The organism is Streptomyces sp. XD-27 (assembly GCF_030553055.1).
Classification (GTDB): domain Bacteria; phylum Actinomycetota; class Actinomycetes; order Streptomycetales; family Streptomycetaceae; genus Streptomyces.
The window spans coordinates 2,861,155-2,881,110 of sequence record NZ_CP130713.1; the positions used below are offsets into that span (position 1 = coordinate 2,861,155).

19 protein-coding genes, 1 tRNA gene and 1 pseudogene are annotated in these 19,956 nt (G+C 72.4%); 7 read left to right on the plus strand and 14 right to left on the minus strand.

Translation table 11 applies throughout. From position 1 onward, the window contains the following. Positions 1-209 precede the first annotated feature (209 nt). From Q3Y56_RS12020 to Q3Y56_RS12030, 3 genes are all read left to right on the plus strand, one after another. Positions 210-701 carry a hypothetical protein gene (locus tag Q3Y56_RS12020; protein ID WP_304461942.1) on the plus strand — a complete coding sequence of 164 codons (492 nt, stop codon included), beginning with the start codon at positions 210-212 and terminating at the stop codon, positions 699-701. Positions 702-806: 105 nt separating this feature from the next. Then, positions 807-1,604, plus strand: coding sequence for a DsbA family protein (locus Q3Y56_RS12025; protein WP_369696736.1), 798 nt, complete (start codon positions 807-809; stop codon positions 1,602-1,604). Further along, positions 1,601-2,458, plus strand: coding sequence for a cytochrome c biogenesis CcdA family protein (locus Q3Y56_RS12030; protein ID WP_304461943.1), 858 nt, complete (start codon positions 1,601-1,603; stop codon positions 2,456-2,458). Before Q3Y56_RS12025 ends, Q3Y56_RS12030 begins: the two co-directional genes overlap by 4 nt. Positions 2,459-2,527: 69 nt before the next feature. Here the strand turns inward: Q3Y56_RS12030 and Q3Y56_RS12035 are convergent, their stop codons facing one another. Continuing rightward, positions 2,528-3,121 carry a lytic polysaccharide monooxygenase gene (locus tag Q3Y56_RS12035; RefSeq protein ID WP_304461944.1) on the minus strand — a complete coding sequence of 198 codons (594 nt, stop codon included), beginning with the start codon at positions 3,119-3,121 and terminating at the stop codon, positions 2,528-2,530. A 141-nt stretch (positions 3,122-3,262) separates the two neighbouring features. Beyond that, positions 3,263-3,928 (minus strand): nucleoside/nucleotide kinase family protein, encoded by a 666-nt coding sequence (locus tag Q3Y56_RS12040; RefSeq protein ID WP_304461945.1) that lies wholly within the window; start codon positions 3,926-3,928, stop codon positions 3,263-3,265. 98 nt (positions 3,929-4,026) lie between these two features. On the opposite strand from Q3Y56_RS12040, the gene Q3Y56_RS12045 reads away from it, so the two are divergent. From Q3Y56_RS12045 to Q3Y56_RS12055, 3 genes and pseudogenes are all read left to right on the plus strand, one after another. Further along, positions 4,027-4,100, plus strand: a tRNA-Lys gene (locus tag Q3Y56_RS12045). 92 nt (positions 4,101-4,192) lie between these two features. Next, on the plus strand, positions 4,193-4,873 hold the full coding sequence (locus Q3Y56_RS12050) for a FadR/GntR family transcriptional regulator (RefSeq protein ID WP_304461946.1): 681 nt from the start codon (positions 4,193-4,195) through the stop codon (positions 4,871-4,873). Positions 4,874-5,053: 180 nt separating this feature from the next. After that, positions 5,054-7,002 (plus strand): annotated as a pseudogene (locus tag Q3Y56_RS12055) (galactose oxidase-like domain-containing protein). Positions 7,003-7,104: 102 nt separating this feature from the next. Here the strand turns inward: Q3Y56_RS12055 and Q3Y56_RS12060 are convergent. The 10 genes from Q3Y56_RS12060 to Q3Y56_RS12105 all read right to left on the minus strand — a co-directional run bounded on the left by Q3Y56_RS12060 (position 7,105) and on the right by Q3Y56_RS12105 (position 16,819). After that, positions 7,105-8,172 (minus strand): glycoside hydrolase family 6 protein, encoded by a 1,068-nt coding sequence (locus tag Q3Y56_RS12060; RefSeq protein WP_304461947.1) that lies wholly within the window; start codon positions 8,170-8,172, stop codon positions 7,105-7,107. A gap of 186 nt (positions 8,173-8,358) precedes the next feature. Further along, a complete protein-coding gene (locus Q3Y56_RS12065) occupies positions 8,359-9,189 on the minus strand; it encodes a sortase domain-bontaining protein (protein WP_304461948.1) in 831 nt (276 codons plus the stop codon). 5 nt (positions 9,190-9,194) lie between these two features. Beyond that, positions 9,195-9,458, minus strand: coding sequence for a hypothetical protein (locus Q3Y56_RS12070; RefSeq protein WP_304461949.1), 264 nt, complete (start codon positions 9,456-9,458; stop codon positions 9,195-9,197). 86 nt (positions 9,459-9,544) lie between these two features. Next, the gene (locus Q3Y56_RS12075) at positions 9,545-10,324 is read right to left on the minus strand and encodes an HAD-IIA family hydrolase (protein WP_304461950.1); all 780 of its coding nucleotides are present in this window, start codon (positions 10,322-10,324) and stop codon (positions 9,545-9,547) included. Between the two features lie 100 nt (positions 10,325-10,424). Next, complete coding sequence (locus tag Q3Y56_RS12080) at positions 10,425-11,486, minus strand: 2-aminoethylphosphonate ABC transporter substrate-binding protein (RefSeq protein WP_304461951.1); 1,062 nt, start codon at positions 11,484-11,486, stop codon at positions 10,425-10,427. Positions 11,487-11,563: 77 nt separating this feature from the next. After that, positions 11,564-12,370: an ABC transporter permease gene (locus Q3Y56_RS12085; RefSeq protein ID WP_304461952.1), complete on the minus strand. Its 807-nt coding sequence runs from the start codon at positions 12,368-12,370 to the stop codon at positions 11,564-11,566. After that, on the minus strand, positions 12,357-13,226 hold the full coding sequence (locus Q3Y56_RS12090; RefSeq protein WP_304465564.1) for a 2-aminoethylphosphonate ABC transporter permease subunit: 870 nt from the start codon (positions 13,224-13,226) through the stop codon (positions 12,357-12,359). The genes Q3Y56_RS12085 and Q3Y56_RS12090 overlap by 14 nt, the downstream gene beginning before the upstream one ends. A 16-nt stretch (positions 13,227-13,242) precedes the next feature. Continuing rightward, on the minus strand, positions 13,243-14,355 hold the full coding sequence (locus Q3Y56_RS12095) for an ABC transporter ATP-binding protein (protein ID WP_304465565.1): 1,113 nt from the start codon (positions 14,353-14,355) through the stop codon (positions 13,243-13,245). A gap of 413 nt (positions 14,356-14,768) precedes the next feature. After that, positions 14,769-15,623: a phosphonatase-like hydrolase gene (locus Q3Y56_RS12100; protein ID WP_304465566.1), complete on the minus strand. Its 855-nt coding sequence runs from the start codon at positions 15,621-15,623 to the stop codon at positions 14,769-14,771. A 74-nt stretch (positions 15,624-15,697) separates the two neighbouring features. Next, complete coding sequence (locus Q3Y56_RS12105) at positions 15,698-16,819, minus strand: TIGR03364 family FAD-dependent oxidoreductase (protein WP_304461953.1); 1,122 nt, start codon at positions 16,817-16,819, stop codon at positions 15,698-15,700. Positions 16,820-17,028: 209 nt separating this feature from the next. Between Q3Y56_RS12105 and Q3Y56_RS12110 the strand changes: the two genes are divergently transcribed. After that, a complete protein-coding gene (locus Q3Y56_RS12110; protein ID WP_304465567.1) occupies positions 17,029-17,862 on the plus strand; it encodes an SDR family NAD(P)-dependent oxidoreductase in 834 nt (277 codons plus the stop codon). Positions 17,863-17,901: 39 nt separating this feature from the next. Here the strand turns inward: Q3Y56_RS12110 and Q3Y56_RS12115 are convergent, their stop codons facing one another. Together Q3Y56_RS12115 and Q3Y56_RS12125 are read right to left on the minus strand one after the other, a co-directional pair. Next, a complete protein-coding gene (locus tag Q3Y56_RS12115) occupies positions 17,902-18,669 on the minus strand; it encodes a GntR family transcriptional regulator (protein WP_304461954.1) in 768 nt (255 codons plus the stop codon). A 150-nt stretch (positions 18,670-18,819) separates the two neighbouring features. After that, a complete protein-coding gene (locus Q3Y56_RS12125) occupies positions 18,820-19,887 on the minus strand; it encodes a ribosomal protein L7/L12 (protein ID WP_369696737.1) in 1,068 nt (355 codons plus the stop codon). Positions 19,888-19,956: the final 69 nt, after the last annotated feature.

Here is a 19,956-nt window from a genome sequence, read left to right on the forward strand (position 1 = left end):
AGTTGCCTACGGGCGGCCCGAGCGACCCTCCACCTGTACGCACCGCACCCGGAGCGCGACGAACGGCGACCCGAAAGTCAAACAGGTGTCCACTTGCTGCCACTGTTGACGCGCGTAGCCCGAACAGCCCGCCGAGGGCGCTTCCGCATAGCATGGACCGCCTACGGTGCCCGGACAGACACCCCGAAGCCACCCAAAGGGAGGGATGCATGACGCCGCCGCGCGGTTCGATCAAGCGCCCCTCCCGGGCGGTGACGCTGCTCCTCGCGCTCATCGCCGGGTTCGTCGCGGGGCTCGCCGCCGATCCGACGCCCGCGGCCGCGGGCCATCGGTACGCGGCCTTCGCGACCGCACACATCGCCACCCCGGTCGGCGCCGGGGCCGACGCGGCCGGAGCCACAGCCGACGTGGCCGGGGACCGGGCCGCGTCAGCCGAGCTCCGAACCGCCATGGCCGAGGCCCGCCGGTCCGACGTGACCGCCGCGTCGCGGCAGCCCGCCCAGTGCGACAGGTTTCCCCACCCCGCCCGCGACGGAACGCAGGCCGCGGTGACCGGAACCCCGCACACCGACCCGCTGCCGCATCCGGCCGCCACCCACGTCGCCGTACCCGCGGGACGCACTCCGCACGCCGTGCCACCCCGCGCGCCGCCGCTCCCGCCGACGGGCTGCGCCGAACTCCTCCCGGTCCTCAGAATCTAGGCCCGCCTCCACCGGCCTCCGCGCCCCGCGCCCGTGCGTCCCACGCCCGCGCGCCCCCGCGCCCGTTCGGCCGGTGTTCCGCATGCCCGGATTCCGTATGACCACATGGAGCACACCACCATGCCCGCACGCGCCACCACCACCCGGCGGCTCGCGGCGATCGGCGCCGCCATCGCCCTCGTCGTCGCCCTCTTCTGCACCATCCTCGCCATCAACGACAGCGGCGGGGACGACGACGGGACGAAGGCGGGCGGCGCCTCCGCGCCCCCGGCCACCGACTCCGCGCAGCAACGCGCCTACGACGAGCTGGCGCGGTCCACCGAGCGGCGCGAGGCGGGCGACCCGCTCGCCCTCGGCCGCAAGGACGCGCCCGTCGTCCTCATCGAGTACGCCGACTACCAGTGCTCGTTCTGCGGCCGCTTCTCCCGCGAGACCAAGCCGGACCTGATCGAGAAGTACGTGGACAGCGGGGTGCTGCGCATCGAGTTCCGCAACTACACCATCTTCGGCGAGGACTCCGAACGGGCCGCGCGCGCCTCGTGGGCCGCCGGGCGGCAGGGCAGGTTCTGGCAGTTCCACGACGAGCTGTACGCCAAGCCCCGCAAGGGCGACGCGCTCTCGGAGGAGAAGCTGACCGAGATGGCGCGCCGCAGCGGCGTCACCGACCTCGACCGCTTCCACGAGGACATGTCGGGCGCGGCCGCGAAGGCGGCGCTCAAGAAGGACCAGGAGGAGGGGTACCGACTGGGCGTGCAGAGCACCCCGTCGTTCCTGGTCAACGGACGGCCGCTGGCCGGGGCGCAGCCGACCGAGGTCTTCTCGTCGGTCATCGACGAGGCCGCCGCGGTGGCCAAGGCCCAGGGCAAGGGCAAGGACGACGACAAGGGCAAGGCGGCGAAGTGACCGACATCGGCTACCTCGCGGCCTTCCTCGGCGGCGCGCTGGCCCTGCTCAGCCCGTGCAGCGCGCTGCTGCTGCCCGCCTTCTTCGCGTACTCCCTCTCCTCACCGGGCCGGCTGCTGGCCCGTACCTCGGTGTTCTACGTGGGGCTCGCCACCACGCTGGTCCCGCTCGGCGTGGCCAGCACCGCCGCCAGCCGGCTCTTCTACGGACACCGGGACACCCTCGTCGCGGTCGGCGGCTGGACGGTGATCGCCATGGGGGCGGCGCAGATCCTGGGCCTCGGCTTCGCGTCGCGGCGCGCGCAGGCGGCCGCGGGCCGGATCACCCCCCGCTCGGCGGCGTCGGCCGCGGCCACCTTCGTACTGGGCTGCGTCTACGGGCTGGCGGGCTTCTGCGCCGGGCCGATCCTGGGCGCGGTGCTGACGGTGACGGCGGTCAGCGGCAGCCCGGTGTACGGGGGGTCGATGCTGGCCGTCTACGCCCTGGGCATGGCGCTGCCGCTGTTCCTGCTGGCGCTGCTGTGGGACCGCTTCGACCTGGGGCGGCGGCGCTGGCTGCGCGGCCGGGAGCTGGGCGTCGGGCGGCTGCGGCTGCACACCACCTCGCTGCTGTCCGGCCTGTTCTTCATCGGCATCGGCACCCTGTTCCTGCTGTACAACGGCATGTCCGCGGTCTCCGGGGTGCTCGACGCCGACCAGGAGTTCCGGCTGGAGCAGTGGGCGCGGCGGGTCGGGGACGCGGTTCCGGACGCCGCCCTGCTCGCCGCGGTCGCGCTGGTGGTGGCGGCCGCGCTGGCCCGGATCGCGCTGCGCGCGCCGAAGGAGCCGAAGGAGCCGAAGGAGCCGAAGGAGTAGCCGTGCGGCCCTGCCCGGCCTGCGGGCCGAGCAGGGCCACGGGGTCCGCGTGCGCTCAGAGCTGTGCGCTCAGAACTGGACGTCCGAGCACGCGTAGAACGCGTTGGCCGTGTCCGCGATCGTCCACACGGCGACGATCACGTGGTGGCCGGATTTGCCGCTGGGCAGCCGCCCGGAGTGGGAGAGGGTGCTCGGCGGCCGCTGGCCGTTGTAGGGGACGGTCAGGAACGGGGTCAGCTCCAGGTTGGCCCGGGTGATCTTCTCGCTGGGGCTGTACCCGTCCTTGGTGATGTAGTAGCGGAAGTCGGTGGTCGCGTGTGCGGCCGTGAACCGCCAGGTGAAGGTCTGCTCCTGACCCGCGGAGACCTTGGTGGTGGGCCACGAGCCGCCCCGCGGATCGTCGAGCTGCGCGAACTCGCTGTTGCCGCCCGAGCAGATCCGGCCGTCGGCGGGTCCGCCGCCCGGGAACCCCTTGGGGCCCTCGACGCTCTGCGGCTCCCATTGGATGGGGCCGCAGTTCTTCACCGTGCCGTTGGCGCACAGCTTCTGGCGGCTGATGGGTGAGTCGGTGTAGCCGTGACCGGAGGCGCTGCCGGCCGTCGCGAGGACGGTGACAGCGGCGAGGCCGACGCCGATGACGGCCGCGCGGATCCTTCTGCGCATGCTTCGCTCCTGGGATACGTGGGGGGCCACGCGGCGGTAGCCGCGTGGTGAAGCGAATCGCCGGCGCCGGCGAGTGCGGTCTAGACCAAGGCAGAGACCACGACGGAGGTTAGACCCCGCATTTGGTCATGTCCATACCAATCACAGAGACTCCAGGGCCACCGCCCCGAGGACGCGGTCGCACCGGTCCCGGCTCCCCTTCACCAGTTCGCCGTTGGGCTGGTCGTTGCCCGCGACCCAGGCGCGGGCCTCCCCCTCGTTCCGGCCGCCCGCGCGCTGCCGCTCCACCAGCCGGGTGTGCCGCACCTCGTCCGGCGCCTCCAGGTACCACAGCCCGCGCATCAGGCGGCGCGCGTCACGCCACCCCGGCTCGTCGCACGCCAGGTAGTTCCCCTCGGTGACCACCAGCCGGGCGCCGGGCGCCACCCGGTGCCGCGCGGCGACCGGCTCGTGCAGCGTCCGGTCGTAATCCGGTACGTAGATCTCCCGCCCCGGCTCCTCGACCACGCGGCGCAGCAGCGCGGCGTACCCCCAGACGTCGAAGCTGGGCGGTGAGCCCTTGCGCGCGGTCAGCCCGAGCCGCTCCAGCTGCGCGTTGGACAGATGGAACCCGTCGAGCGGCAGATAGGCGGCCGCGTCCGGCCCGTACCGCCGCGCCAGCTCGGCGACCAGCGCCCGGGCCAGGGTGGACTTCCCCGCGCCGGGCGGCCCGGCGATCCCCAGCACGCGGCGGCTCGCGCCGCCGCCCAGCGCCCAGGCGTCCGCCGCCACCTCGCCGATCTCCACGTGCTCCACGTGCTCCGCCATCACCGCATCCCTCCTCCGCTCCGGACGGCCGGTTCTACCAGCCGTCCGGGTGGTGCGGAGCATCCTTTTGCGTCGGGTAAGATTTCCTACGTCAGCGAGCGCCGCTAGCTCAGTTGGTTAGAGCAGCTGACTCTTAATCAGCGGGTCCGGGGTTCGAGTCCCTGGCGGCGCACGTCACACCGAGGGCCCCCTCGCCTAGGCGAGGGGGCCCTCGGTCGTACCGACCGCTGGTCACATGGGGAGGTCGCGGTGCACAGTCGCGGAATGGCGCGCGACATCCAGGAGCGGATCAAGAAGCTGATCGTCGACCAGCGGCTGCCCTCCGGCTCCCCCCTGCCGACCGAGACGGAGCTGATGGAGCTCCTCGGCGTCAGCCGCAACTCCGTACGCGAGGCGCTCAAGGCGCTCCAGGCGATGGGCATCGTGGAGATCCGCCACGGGTTCGGCACCTATGTCGGCCCCATGTCGATGGCCCCGATGATCGAGGGGCTGATCTTCCGCACGGTCGCGGGCCACTACCGCGGCGAGGACAGCCTGCTCCAGCTGCTGGAGCTGCGCGAGGCGGTGGAGACCGGGCTGGTCGCGCGGCTGGCCGGGCGGATACCGGAGGAGGACCTCGCCGGCCTCGACGCCGTGGTGGCGCGGATGGAGGAGGAGGCCGCCGCGGGAGCCGTCGGCGCCGACACCGACCGCGCGTTCCACGCCGCGCTCTACCGCCATCTGGACAACCTGCTGCTCAGCGAGGTGCTGGAGGCGTTCTGGGACGCCTTCCACCGGGTCCGTACCGACCTGGTCGACGTCCACCAGGATCCCCGGGTCACCTGCGCGCAGCACCGCGAGATCCTGGCGGCGGTGCGCTCGGGGGACGCCGTACGGGCCGAGCAGGCGGTCCGCGACCACTTCGGGAACATCCGGGCGCGGCTGCGCTCGGCGCACCAGGGCTGATCCGACCGGGGCGCTCGCGCACCGCACCCGGTCCGCCCGTGGCCGGTACGCTCCTCATCTATTCGGGCGGTCTTCAACTATTGAGGCGATCTCCGGCGGGTCGCTCGCCTCCTTGTGCTCCTTGGGACACAGTCGTCCAGCGATATCCATGTGACGACCGTCCTTGGGGAGACGTGCGCAGTGAAGTACCGACCGAGTCGCCGCACTCGCCGTTACGCCATCGGCACAGCCGCCGTGATCGTGCTGGCAGGATTCAATGGCCCGGCCCTGTACCGCTTCGGTACGGAGAAATACCACGAGCACAAGATCAACCAGCCGGAGTACAAGGCTGAGAACGGCCACTGGAAGGTGGTGGACGTTCCCGAGGAGTACCGGATCAACACGATCCACGCCGCGCTGCTGCACACCGGCAAGGTCCTCCTCATCGCCGGCTCCGGGAACGACGCCAAGAACTTCGCGGCCAAGTCGTTCCGGTCGGTGCTATGGGATCCGAAGCGGAACACCTTCAAGAACATTCCGACCCCGAGCGACATGTTCTGTACCGGGCACACCCAGCTGGCGGACGGAAAACTGCTGGTGGCCGGCGGTACCCAGCGCTACGAGAAGCTCGAGGGCGACGTGCAGAAGGCCGGCGGTCTGATGATCGTCCACAACGAGAACCCGGACAAGCCGAAGACGTTCCCGGCCGGCACCCGCTTCACCGGACGGGCGAACGGCAAGTCGTTCGAGTCCAAGGATCCGGTCCTCGTACCGCGGGCGGAGAAGACCACGAACAAGAAGACCGGAAAGGTCACGGTGACGCCCGGCACCACCCGCGTCTACGTCGAGGCGCTGCACAAGGGCGAGAATTACCAGACCGGCACCCAGGACAATTACCGGATCGCCGGCCTCAAGGGCGCTGACGAGCGGAACTACTACGGCATCGCGCAGAAGCTGTCGTTCGACAAGAAGGACTTCCAGGGCATCAAGGATTCCTTCGAATTCGACCCGGTCGCCGAGCGCTACATCAGGGTCGACCCGATGCACGAGGCCCGCTGGTATCCGACGCTCACCACCCTCCCCGACGGCAAGGTCCTCTCGGTCTCCGGGCTCGACGAGATCGGCCAGGTGGTGCCCGGCAAGAACGAGATCTACGACCCGAAGGCGAAGAAGTGGCGCTATCTGAGCAAGCAGCGCTTCTTCCCGACCTATCCCGCGCTGTTCCTCCACGACCGGGGCACGATCTTCTACACCGGCTCCAACGCGGGCTACGGCCCCGACGACCAGGGCCGCACCCCGGCATCTGGGACCTCAAGCGCAACACGTTCGACGTCGTACCGGGCATCAGCGACCCCGGCATCCTGGAGACCTCGATGTCCGTCCTGCTGCCGCCGGCCCAGAAGCGCCGGTACATGGTGCTCGGCGGCGGCGGGGTCGGGGAGAGCTCCAAGTCCACCGCGAGGACCCGGCTCGTCGACCTGCGGGCGAAGCACCCGCGCTTCAAGGACGGGCCGGACCTCTACGCCAAGGCCCGCTATCCCAGCAGCGTGATCCTGCCCGACGACACGGTGCTGACCACGAACGGATCCGGCGACTACCGCGGCCGGGACGCGAGCAACATCCTCAGGGCCGAGATCTACGACCCGCGGACGAACGCCTCGCACGGCGTCGCCGACCCGCTGGTCGGCCGCAACTACCACTCCGGCGCGCTGCTGCTGCCCGACGGCCGGGTGATGACCTTCGGCTCCGACTCGCTGTTCAGCGACAAGGCCAACACCCAACCGGGCGAGTTCGAACAGCAGATCGACATCTACAGTCCGCCCTATCTCTTCCGGGACAGACGGCCGGTGCTCGTCGACCCCGGGCCCAAGGTCGTGAAGCCGGGCGGCAAGGTGACGTACGAGAGCCCCGACACCGGCACGATCAGGCAGGCCCGGCTGATCCGACCCGGCTCCTTCACCCACGTCACGAACGTCGAACAGCGCTCCATCGAGCTGGACATGGCCAAGGCCGACGGCCGGCTGACGGTGCGGATCCCGAAGGACCCGTCGCTGGTGCCGCCGGGCTGGTACATGCTCACCGTGGCGGACGAGACGGGCACGCCCTCCGAGGCGGTCTGGGTCAAGGTGCCGGTGAGCCCGGCCGCCTGACGGCGGCGCGGGTCGTCACCCGTCCGGCGGTCGCGGGGTTCCGCGCCACGGGTTCGGCGTCGCGGGAATTCCGCGGTCACGGGCTCTGCCCGTGGCGGCGTCCTAGCGGCCTTTCCCTGCTTCCTTGCGGGCCTTGGCGTTGTCCCGCTCCTGGGTGTTACGGGCCAGGTCGAGGGCGTAGTCCGCCCACCACCTGCCCGCCGGCGGGCCGCCCTTGCACGTGCCGTCCGACTCCCCCGGGCGCTTGACCCACAGATAGGCGTCGATGAGCTTGTCACCCGTCTTCGTGGTCGGCCGCTCCCCCAGCGCCCGGCCCGCCGGGTTGCACCACACCTCCGGATCCTTCTCGCCGGGCGCCGGCCCGTTGCCGTTGCGGCTGGTGTCGATCACGAACGGCTTGCCGCCGACGAGGGCGGACAGGTCCCGCCCGTAGGCGGTGTTGGCCTCGGTCGTCTGGTAGTTGGAGATGTTCAGGGCGAAGCCGTCCGCCTGGGCGACACCCGCCCGCTTCAGCGGCTCGGCCATCTTGGCCGGGTCGGTGATCCAGGCCGGGTTGCCCGCGTCGAGGTAGACCTTGACGTGCGGCAGCGCCTTGAGCCGCTTCACCGCGGTGGTCAGCAGGTAGAACCGCTCCTCGTGGAACTTCTGCGGCGTACAGCCGTCCACCACGTGCGGCAGCGCGTCCGGCTCCAGCATGATCGTGGCGGCACGGTCACCGATGCCCTTGATCGCCCGGTCGAGCCAGGCCAGGTAGGCGTTGCCGTCGCCCGCGCCGCCCTGGGAGTACTTCTGGCAGTCGCGGTGCGGGATGTTGTACAGCACCAGCAGCGCCTCGCGGTCGGCGGCCGCGGCGCCCGCGGTGATGCCGCGGATCTCGCCCTCGGGGTTGTCGGGCCCGATCCACTCCGCCACGGGGTGGTCGGCGATCGTCGAGATCAGCTTGGCGTCGTCGGTATGGCCGCTCTTGCGGTACGCGGCGACCTGCTTCGCCGCGTTGCCGTCGGGGTTCACCCAGTACGGGACCAGCGACTTCGGCCGCTGCTGCGGTGGCTCCGCCTTGCGGGCGTCCCCATTGGAGGATCCGGAGCATCCCGACAGCACCAGCAGAGCTCCTGCCGCCGCCGCACACACCCCTGCGCGCATGCGCTGGGCGGCGCAACTACCGTACATACACTCACCTTTCGTACAAATAGGATGAGAGGGAACGAATGCATCCTTACACACCGCGCGAGCAGGCGCGGCGCGAACTGAGCCGTATGGGGCGCGTATGGGGGAGGCGTACGAGAGGGCGACCCTCCGGCGGCTCCGGCAGGTTCCCCGGCCACCTCCCTCCGGCGGCTCCGGTAAGTTCCCCGGCTACCCCCCTCCGCCGCGGTCGGCGGCGCCGCCCGAAGCCGAGGCGGCGCCCTTGCGCACGCCCGTCAGATAGGCCGAGACCACGACGTCGGCCGTGCACGTCCCGCGGGTGCGGTCGAACCGGCCGCCGCAGGTGAGGAGCCGGAGCTCGGCGCGGCCCGCCGTCCGCGGCCCGTAGACCCGATCGGCCTCGAAGCGCGCGGCACCGACGACCTCGACCTGCTCGACGGTGAACTCCGCCTCCGAGCCGTCCGCCCGCCCCACCCGCACCTTCTGACCGGGCCTCACGTCGGCGAGCCGGCGGAAGGCGGCCGGCAGCGGGCGCGGCACAGCCGGGCGGGACGGGTCCTCGGCCTGCCCCACCAGCACCGCCACCCCCTTCGCCCCCGGCTGCGGCCCGGCCCGGTACCAGGTGACCTCCCCGGGCCGGTACCGGCCGCCATCCCCCGGCCGGCCGTACGACGGCGGACCGGCCGCGCCCCCCATGCCGGCGCGGGAACCACGCCCGACCACCGGGGCCCGGACCCCCACCGACTCGATGACCACCTGCTGCGGGCGGGCGGCGGTCAGCGGACCACGGGCGGCGGGCAGCCCCGGCGCGGGCGGCCGCCCGGCGGCCGCCGCATCCCCCGTCATCGCCTCCGAACCGCCGGGCGCCCCCCGGCCCCACAGCCACACCCCCAGCAGGAGCACCACCCACGCCACACCCGTGAGCAGCCGGGTGCCACCGGCCCGTACGCGGTCATGGTCGCGCTCGCGGTCGCGCTCGCGGTCGCGCTCGCGGCCACCGCCGCCGTCGCTGCCACCGTCGCCGTCGCCGTCGCCGGACATCACGGTCAGTCCGCGGGCGGCCGCTGCGACCGGGACGCGCGGGCCGCGCGGGCCGCCCGGCGGCGGAGTACCGCGAGCGTCCCGACCCCCAGCGCGGTACCGCCCGCCAGCACCAGTCCGTACGCCTCCGCGGGCCCGAAGGCGTCCGCCCGCGCGCGCTCGGCGGTGGCACCGCCGCCGTCGGCCGCCGCGGACGACGCGGGAGCGCTCAGGGCGCAGGCCGCGACCACGGCGGCCGCGACACAGAGTGTGACGCGAACGAAACGCATAGTGAACCTCCGATACCAGAAGGCTCACTCCGACGGCCACTGTCCGCATCCGCTGCGGCCAGTGGCTGCGCCACGTGGGTGAGGGGTCAGACCAGGTCGACCAGATCCGCGATGGAGTCGACCACCCGGGACGGCCGGAACGGGTGGCGTTCGACCTCGTCGGGCGTGGTCAGCCCGGTCAGCACCAGGAACGTCCGCATGCCTGCCTCAAGCCCGGCCAGCACGTCGGTGTCCATCCGGTCACCGATCATCGCGCTGGTCTCGGAGTGGGCGCCGATCGCGTTGAGCCCGGCGCGCATCATCAACGGGTTCGGCTTGCCGACGAAGTACGGGTCGCGCCCGGTGGCCCGGGTGATCAGCGCGGCGACCGACCCGGTGGCGGGCAGCGGGCCCTGCGGCGAGGGGCCGGTCTCGTCGGGGTTGGTGGCGATGAACCGGGCCCCGTCGTTGATCAGCCGGATCGCCTTGGTGAGGGCTTCGAAGCTGTACGTACGGGTCTCACCGAGCACCACGTAGTCCGGCTCGGCGTCGGTCAACACGTACCCGATGTCGTGCAGGGCGGTGGTGAGGCCCGCCTCCCCGATGACGTACGCGGTGCCACCGGGCCGCTGGTCGTCCAGGAACTGGGCGGTGGCGAGCGCCGAGGTCCAGATGTTCTCCACGGGCACGTCGAGACCCATGCGGGCGAGCCGGGCCTGGAGGTCACGCGGCGTATAGATCGAATTATTGGTGAGTACGAGGAAGGGCCTGCCGTACTCGCGCAGCTTCTTGATGAAGGCGTCCGCGCCGGGCACCGGCACGCCCTCGTGGATCAGCACGCCATCCATGTCCGTGAGCCATGACTCGATCGGCTTGCGCTCTGCCATCTGCCGCACTCCTGCCGCGTGACGCCTGTGCTGGGGACATCGGCGGCACCGCGCGGTGCCGGTCCGATGCCCCACCCTAATCACGCGGCACCGTGAGCCGTCAGCTGCCGGTCGCGGACTTCCATGCGTCGATGTAGTCGTCGAGGTTCTCGTCGATGTCCTTCCAGTCCGGCCGGAAGATCTCGACGCCCTTCATGATCCTGGCGAGCTCGGTGGCGTTCTCGTCCGTCGCCCGGATGTCGGTACGGGCCGTGAAGCCGCCGCCGATCGCGCTGACCTGGCGCTGCGGGCCCTCGCTGAGCATGAAGTCCAGCAGCTTCCTGGCGTTGGCGGTGTGCGGGGCGTTCTTGACCAGTCCGGCGGCGTACGGGAGGGAGAAGGTGGTGGGCGTGCCGTGGGCGCCCCGGGCGGGGAACCAGATGCCGAGGTTCGGCATGGACGTGGACTGGGCGAAGTTCATTTGAACATCGCCGTTGGCGACCAGGATCTCGCCCTTGTCCGTCTTCGGCGCGAGCTTGCTGGTGGAGGAGGACGGGCCGACGTTGTTGGCCTGGAGCTTCTTCAGGTAGTCCATGGCGGGCTTCTCGCCGCCGAAGTCGTGGATCGCCTTGATGACGACGGCGGTGCCGTCACCGGCCACCCCCGGGGTGCTGTACTGGACCTTGTTCCTGAACTTGCCGGCCAGCAGTTCCTCCCAGGTGCGCGGGGCCTCCTTCAATTCCTTCTTGTTGTAGACGAAGCCGAAGAAGTTCTTGACCACGGCCGTCCATCTGCCGTTCTCGTCCTTGTCGGCGGCGGCGACGTGCTCGATGCCCGCGGGCGCGTAGGACTGGAGCAGCCCCTTGCCGTCGGCCTGCTGGATGAACGGCGGGAGGGTCACCAGCACGTCGGCCTGGGTGTTGGACTTCTCGCGGAGGGCGCGCTGCACCATCTCGCCGGAGCCACCCTCCACGTAGTTCACCTTGATGCCGGTCTTCTTCTCGAAGTCCTTGAAGATCCGGTCGTACCAGCCGTCGCCGTTCTCGCCCTTGAGGCCGTCGGCGCTGTAGACGGTGACGGCGTTCTCGTCGTCGGCGGCGGAGCCTGAGCCGCAGGCGGTGAGGGCCGTGGCGAGGAGGAGCGCGCCGCAGGCGGCGGCGAGCGGCTTGAGGTGGGTGCGCATGACGTCGTACTTCTCCTTGGCGAGACGGGGGCTTGGTGATGCGGGGCTCGGCGATACGGGCTCGGCGATACGGGGACCTATCGGTACGAGGCTTTGGTGCGGATGCGGGAGACGGCGAGCAGGACCAGCAGGGTCGTCGCCATCAGCACGACCGCGACGGCGGAGCCGGTGAACAGCGAGCCGCGGTCGGTGGCCGCGAAGATCTGGACGGGCAGCGGTACCCAGTCCGGGGGGTAGAGCATCATCGTGGCGCTCAGCTCGCCCATGGACAGGGCGAAGCACAGTCCGGTGGCGGCGCTCAGCGAGGGCAGCAGCAGCGGCAGCCTGACCCGCCACAGGACGTAGCCGGGCCGGGCGCCCAGGCTCGCCGCGGCCTGCTCGTAGACCGGGTCGAGACGGGCGACGGCGGCCGACACGGACTGGTAGGCGAAGGCGGTCACGAGCACGGCGTGCGCGAGGATCACGATCCAGCGGGTGCCGTTGAGCAGCATCGGCGGCTTGCTGAACGCCACGAGTACGGCCAGGCCCACGACGACCGAGGGCACGGCCACCGGCAGCATGAACAGCGCGTCCAGGATCCGGTGGAACCGGCGCCCGCGCGTGCGCAGCGCGGCGGCGGACAGCGCCGCCCAGGTGCCGGCCGCGAGCGCCAGGACGCTGGCGGTGAGGGCGGTGACCAGGCTGGTGGTGAGCGCCTGGAGGGAGTCGCCGCGCAGCGCGGCGTCGTAGTGGCGGGTGGTCGGGCCGGAGGGGAACGCGCCGCTCCAGTTGGTCGCGAAGGACGCGGCGACGACGACCAGCAGCGGCATGGCGAAGAGCGGGAGGAAGAGCAGGAAGAACACGGTCCAGGCGGCCCAGCGGCCCTTGCGGCTATGCACCAGCACGGCGGCTCACCACCCTGTACAGGCCGTAGAAGCCGACGGAGATCGCGATGTTGACGACGGCGACGACACAGGCCGCGGGGTAGTCGGACTCCAGGATCGCCTCGCTGTAGACGAGCATCGGCAGGGTGGTGACACCTTTGGCGCCGGTGAACAGCACGATGCCGAACTCGTTCAGGCACATGACCAGGACGAGGCTGCCGCCCGCCGCGAGCGCGGGCAGCGCCTCCGGCAGGATCACCTGGCGGACGATCCGCCCCGGCCGCGCCCCGAGCGAGGAGGCGGCCTCCAGTTGCGCGGTGTCGAGCTGCGAGAAAGCGGCGAGCAGCGGGCGCATCACGAACGGCGTGAAGTAGGTGATCTCCGCGAGCAGGACGCCCCAGGGGGTGGTCAGGAACTGGAACGGTCCTTCGGCGGCACCGGTGGCGTCCGTCCAGACCCCGTTCGCCATGCCGACCGTGCCGTAGATGAACAGCAGCGCCAAGGTGATCAGGAAGGACGGGAAGGAGAGGAAGACGTCGATGAACCTGGCGACCGCCTTGCCGCCGGGGAAGGGCACGAAGGCGATGATCAGTGCCAGAACGAACCCGAGGACCAGGCATCCGGCGGTCGCGCCGAGCGCGATCCACACCGTCGTCACCAGCGCCTCACGGAACGCCTCGGAGGCGAAGACCTCGGTGTAGGGGGCGAGGGACGTGCCGCCCTCGTCGGGCTGGACGGACTGCTGGACGACGAGGGCGAGGGGATAGAGGAAGACGAGGGCGAGGAGGGCGATGGGGGGCAGGGCCCAGAGGTAGGCGGGTATCCCTTCGGGCGCCGATACGGTGCGGGAGGCGCGTTCGCGGGACGGGTCGGTCATCGGCTCGGTCATCGACTCAGGCATCGGTCGCACCGCCTCGGTGCGCGTCGGCGGCGCCGGGGCCGCCCGCCGGGAGCAGGTGGGCGTCGCCGGGGGCGAAGTGGAGCGCCACCTTCTCGCCGAGGGCGGGCGGATTGCGCAGCTCCCGGACCTCCGCGGTGACCTCCTGCCCGTCGACCTCGGCCGTCACCCGGTGCGAGGAGCCGCGCCATTGGAGCCCGGTGACCACGCCCCGCAGGGTGTTGTGCCCGGCGCCGCCCTCGCCGAGGGAGACCAGGTGGGGGCGGACGCACAGGGTCGCCGGGGAGCCGGTCGCCGTCCCCGGGCCGCCGGCGCGGACGTGGAGGATGCTTCCGGCCAGCTCTACGGGCACGGTGCCGCCGCCTCCGTCGGGGCCGCCCCTCCGGAGCACCCGCAGCAGGTTCGCGTTGCCGACGAAGGACGCGGTGAACTCGGTGCGCGGGGCGCGGTACAGCTCCTGCGGGGTGCCGACGTCCTGGAGGCGGGCCTTGTCCATCACGGCGATCCGGTCGGCGAGCGTGAGGGCCTCGACCTGGTCGTGGGTGACGTACAGGACGGATACGTCGGGAAGTTCGCGGTGGAGTCGGGCCAGCTCGGTGAGCATGCCGGAGCGCAACTGCGCGTCCAGCGCCGACAGCGGCTCGTCCAGCAGCAGGACGCGCGGCCGGATGGCCAGCGCGCGGGCGATGGCGACGCGCTGCTGCTGACCACCCGACAGCTCGCGCGGGTAGCGCCTGGCGTAGGCCGCCATGCCGGTCATCTCCAGCGCCTCGGCGACCCGCCCGGGGATCTCGCGCCGGGGCGCCTTCCGCGCCCTGAGCCCGAACGCGACGTTCTGCTCGACGCGCAGGTGGGGGAAGAGGGCGTAACTCTGGACGACCATGCCGATGCCGCGCCGGTACGGGGGCAGGTCGGTGACGTCCTCTCCCCCGATCAGCACCCGCCCGGATGCGGGCCGTACGAATCCGGCCACCGCGCGCAGGGCGGTGGTCTTGCCGGAGCCGGAGGGCCCGAGGAGGGCCATGACCTCGCCGGGTTCGACGGTGAGGTCGAGGGCGTCGAGGACGACGGTGCCGTCGTAGGCGACGGAGACCTGATCGAAGCGGATGCCGCCGACCGGACGGGTGCCGGGCCCGCAGACGACGCCTTTCCGGCCGACGACCGGACCGGAGCCCCTGCCACGGCGGGGCGGCGCCGCGGGGGCCGGGCCGGGTGAGTCCGTCATCCCATCAGGGGCAGGCGCCTGCCCCCCGCCGCCCGGCCCGGCGACCTTCCCGGCGCCCCGGGCCCGCACCGGGCCCATGCCCCCGCCGCTGCGGCGCGGCGCACCGGCCGGGGACTCTGCCGTCGCGCCAGGGCCCTCCTGCCGATCGGCGCCCCGGCCGGTGGTGGGGGCGGGCGCGTCGGCCGAGGAGAGGTCAAGGGCGGACTCCCGACTGGTCTCCTGACCAGCCACGCAGCCGGGCTCGCCGGGCTCCCGACCGGCCACGGGGGCGGTCTCGCGACCAGGCTCGGGGGCGGTCACGGCCGGGCCTCCGGTGTCCCGGCGCCCTCCGCCGAAGCCGTCACCGTCGCCGCCGCGGCCCACCCATCCTCCACGCCGACGTCCGCCATGGGCCCGGTCACCGCCGCCGTCGCGCGCTCCCACCGGGCGATCGCGTCGGGCAGTGCCACCACCGACGGCAGCACATGCGTGGCGCCCGCCGCGCGCAGCGCGGGTTCGTCGTGGGCGCCGGTCAGTACGCCCGCGACGAGCCCGGCCCCCGCGCGGCGGCCCGACAGCATGTCGTAGGAGGTGTCGCCCGCGACGGCGATCCCGCGCACGTCGTCGGCCGCCTTCGTGCGCAGCAGCGCGGCCAGCACCATGTCCGGGTACGGGCGGCCGCGGCCGCCCGCGTCGGCCGGGCAGAGGGTCAGGTCGACCAGGCCGCGGTCCCAGCCGAGGGCGGCGAGGATCGCGTCCTGGGTGGTGCGGGCGAAGCCCGTGGTCAGGGCGACGGTGCGGCCGTCGGCCCGGAGCCGTTCGATGGCCTCGCGGGCGCCGGGCACCGGGGCGCAGTGCCCGGCGGCCACCAACTCCCCGTAGGCCTCCTCGAACGCGGCGTTGGCGCGCCGCGCCCGCTCCTCGTCGCCGAACACGTGCCGGAAGACGGAGATCTTGGACTCCCCCATGGTGGCGCGGACGTACTCCAGTTGGGCGGCGTGCTCCGGGGAGCCGGGCGTCACGCCGAGCCGTTCCGCGGCGGCGCCGAAGGCCCGTTCCACCAGGCCGTCGTCGGCGACGGTCGTGCCCGCCATGTCGAGCACCACGAGCCGGATGGCGCCGGTCGGCGTGGCCGCCTGCGCGTTCGTCGGCCCGTTCACCGGCGCGCCCATCGGCCCGTTCACCCGCGCGTCCGTCGACACGTTCGCCGACACGCTCATCGTCCCGTCGGTATCAGTCATCGCCCTCACCAGCCCAGTTCGTCAGCAGTCGTCTCGGCGATCGCCGGAGCGCACGTCATGCCGCGTCCGCCCGGCCCGGTGACCAGCCAGACGCCGTCGCGTACCCGCTGCCGGTGCACGACCTCCGCCGTGTCGACGCACTGCGCGTACACGCCGGCCCATCGGCGGCGGATCCTCGGCATCGGCCGGCCGAGGACGGCCTCGACGACCTCGGCGAGGTGGTCGTAGGGGTCCTCGACGACGTCGAAGCCGAAGGGCTGGTCGTACTCGTGCGTGTCGCCGATGGTCAGCCCGCCGTCCCGGCGCTGGACCATCAGCAGCTGCATCCGGTGCGCGGCGGCGGTGGGGGCCTGCGGCTGCCCCGTGGCGAGGGCGTCCAGCGCCCCGCCCGCGTACGCCGGGTAGTAGCGGAAGCTGTCCGCGTCGGCGACGGAGGTGGTGAGCGGCTCGCCGAGCGGGTCGGTCTGCATCATCTGCAGACGGACGCGGCGCACCGGCAGTTCGGGGACGAGCTCCTTGACGAGTCCGCCGAGCCACGCGCCCGTGCACAGGATGACGGCGTCCCCCGTATGGACGTCTCCGTGGTCGTCCCGGACGGCGTGCTCGCCGACGACCTCGCGCACCTCGCGGCCGCCGAGGAAGGTGTAGCGGCCGGATGCCAGCAGCGCCCGCTTCAGCGCGAGTTGGGCGGTACGGGGCTCGACGGCGGCGTCGCGTTCGCACCACAGGGCAGCGGTGAACTCGCCGCGCAGGGCCGGGTTGAGACGGCGCGCCTCGGCCGCGGTCAGCAGCCGGTAGCCGCGGACGGCCGCGTCGGGGCGGGCGGCGGCGGCCTCGGCGACGGCCAGTTCGTGTGCGTTCCGTACGACGGTGAGCGAGCCGTTCGGCCGGAAGCCGAGCTCCGGCACGCGCGCCCCGATCCCCTCCCACAACTCGCGGGCGCGCAGCGCGGCGGCGAGCTCCGGGCCGTCCGCGCGCCCGCTGACCCAGACCAGGCCGAAGTTGCGCAGGCTCGCCCCGCGCGCCTCGGCCTCGCGCTCGATGTGGACGACCTCGTGGCCGCGTTCGATGGCGTGCCAGGCGTGCATGGACCCCAGCACGCCGGCTCCGACGACTATCACTCTCACGGCGGCAACGCTCCTTGCGTTCGGTGGACCGCGCGGGACCGCGTGGCAACGCCATCGTGAACAGCCGAGCAAGTTTGGCCTAGACCCGTTATTCATTCGTGACACAGAGGGAAACTTCTGGCGCGGGAGCCGAAGATCTACTAACGTCTACGACGAGACGGAACGGTCCGTCGCGTTAGCCGGCGGCGAAGACGAAGGAGTGGGTTTCCCTGACGAACGCCAGGAGTAATGCCAGGAATTGGTTCATCACCGGTGCCTCCCGCGGCTTGGGGCGCGCCTTCACCGAGGCCGCCCTCGCCGCCGGAGACCGCGTCGTGGCAGCCGCCCGCAACGTCGAACCGCTCGCCGAGCTGGCCGAGAAGTACCCGGACCACCTCGTACGGCTCGCCCTGGACGTCTCCGACCGCCGAGCCGTGTTCGACGCGGTGGAACGGGCGGTGGCGGCCGTCGACCGGCTCGACGTCGTGGTCAACAACGCCGGCGGTCTGCTGTACGGCATGGTGGAGGAGGCCACGGAGGAACAGATCCGCGACCACCTCGACGTCAACTTCTTCGGCGCGGTGTGGGTGGCCCAGGCCGTGGTCCCCCACCTGCGCGCACAGGGCTCGGGCCGCATCCTCCAGGTCACGTCGATGGGCACCGGCGGCGGCATGGCCTCCGTCGGGTTCTACGGGGCGGGCAAGGCGGCCCTCGACTCGGTCAGCGAGGCGCTGGCGATGGAGGTCGAGCAGTTCGGGATCAAGGTCACCATCGTGCAGATGGGCGGCTACGCGACGGAGCTGTTCACGGCCGGCACCACGGCGACCGCGCCCGACCCCGCCTACGAGGCGCTCCGCGCCCGGTTGGCGGAGATGTGGGGCGACGACGCCGGCCCGGAGCCGGCCACGGCGGCGCCCGTCATCATGAAGCTGGCCGAACTGCCGGACCCGCCGCGGCGCCTGATCGTCGGTGGCCGATCGTTCGATCTCGTCCAGGAGATGAGCCGGGCCCGTGACGAGCAGTACCGGGCCTGGGAATCCCTCAGCCGCATGGCACAGGGCTGACGGTCTCCAGGGCTGATGGGCCCAGGACCGCACGTCATCTCACGTCGCGGCCCGGCTCAGGTGCGCCGAGAAGCTGAACCGGTCGCCGCGATAGAGCGAGCGCACCCGCTCCAGCGGACGCCCCTCGCTGTCCCGCGAGGCCCGGTGGATGAGCAGCATCGGCAGCGCGGGCGGAGTCCCGATGAGCAGCGCCTCGCGCGGCGTCGCGAGCACCGTCTCCAGCCGCTCGTCCGCGTCGCCGAAGAACAGGCCGAGCCTGTCGCCGAGGTAGGCGTAGAAGGACGAGTCGGGGTCGAACTCGGTGTCCAGGCGGGGCACCCGCGCCACGCGTACGTACGTGCTCTCCAGGCCCATCCGCTCGTCGTCGGCGAGCAGCACCCGCTCCATGTGCCAGACCGGCTCCCCGGCCTCGGCCCCGATCTCGGCGGCGATGGCGGGCGGGCACGGGAAGCGGTCGAGCCCGATGAGGGTGCGGCCGGGCCGCCGCCCCTGCCGCCGGACGCCCTCGGTGTAGCTGGCCAGCGAGAGCGGCTGCTCCAGCTTGGGCCCCGCGACCACCGTCCCCCGGCCGTGCCGCCGCAGCCGCCCCTCCAGCAGCAGCTCGCGCAGCGCCTGCCGCAGGGTCTCCCGCGACACCTCGAACCGCAGCGCGAGATCCCGCTCGGTGGGCAGCGGCTCCCCCTCGCCCAGCTCGTCGAGGAGCGCGGCGATCTCGGCCTTGGCCGCGTAGTACTTGGGGATACGGCCGTGCTCGGGGATCCCGGCGCGCACGGGCGCGCCGGGCTTCTGGTCGTTCGGATAGTCCACGGGGCGATCCTCGCACCTCGGCGGAGGGGCCCGTGGCCCCGCGAACAACCCCACGGGAATGTGCCGTGAAGGAATGGGATGCGCCCTGTGGGCACGATGTACCGCGAGGCGAGAAATGCGGGAAGCGGATCTATCTGTGGGTCGCGCCTGCTACGCCATGCGGTCGACCGCGTCCTTGGCCTCCTTGAGGCCGGCGCCCGTGACCTCGCGGTAGACCTTGATGGCCTGGACCTTCTTTCCATTCCGCGCGAGCTCGGCGACCCGTCCGAGTTCCGGGTCGTCCTCGCGGAGGCCCAGGGGCGCGAGCCGCCATTCCCCGGAATGGCCGGGCGGGAGCGCCGCATCGGTGATGAGGTCGGCCAACTGCCGGGCCGGCCCGGTGGGGTTGGCCGGGTGGACGAGCTCGGTGCGGTGCACCAGGCGGGCCTCCGCCACCGGAACGGCCGCCCCGCCGAGGGTGGCGGCCAGCGGCAGGGGGAGGGCGGCAAGGCCGTGGCCGGCGGCGGCGAGTGCGGCGAGGCCGTGCAGGTCGGTTCCGCGGTGGCGGATCCGAGGCCGGAAGCCGTCAGCGCGGCACACGGCGCGCAGCCGGTCGAGGGGGATGGCGGTGTCGGGGGCATCGATCCACTGGGCTTGCACCAGGTCGGTCAGGCGCACGGAGCCGCGCAGTGCCAGGGGATGGTCGCGGGGGAAGAGCACGGCCAGGGTCTCCTCGGCTGCGGCGAGGGTGGTCGTGGGCCCCAGGTCGGGCAGCGGCAGCGGGTCGCTGGGGGCGGCCACGCCGTCGACGAGGCCGAGGTCCGCGCGCCCGGTGAGCACATCCTCGATCACCGCGTCCCGGCCGAGCGTGCGTACCTCAAGGTCCAACGGGCGGGCGAGGGCGTGCAGTTGGGCCAGGGCCCGCGCGACGCCGGGGCCGAGAGCGGCGGGCGAACACGCCAGGGTCAGGCGCGTGGAGTGGGCGCGGTGCAGGCGGGCGATGTCGGCGCGGGCGACATCCAGGCGCAGCAGCAGGGCAGGGGCGTGCTCCATCAGCCGTTCCCCTGCCGGTGTGGGAGCCACGGGGCGGCGCTCGACCAGCCGGGTGCCCAGGTCGGCCTCCAGGGCGGCGATGTGCTGGGAGACAGCGGACTGGGTGTAGCCGAGGGCCGAGGCGGCGGCGGAGAACGAGCGGTGGTCGAGGACGGCGACGAAGGTACGGAGCAGATGCGGATCCATGCGCATCAGCATCGCTTATGCGCGATGCAGTGATCATCGTTGGACCTGATGCGGGGCAGGGCCGCAGGA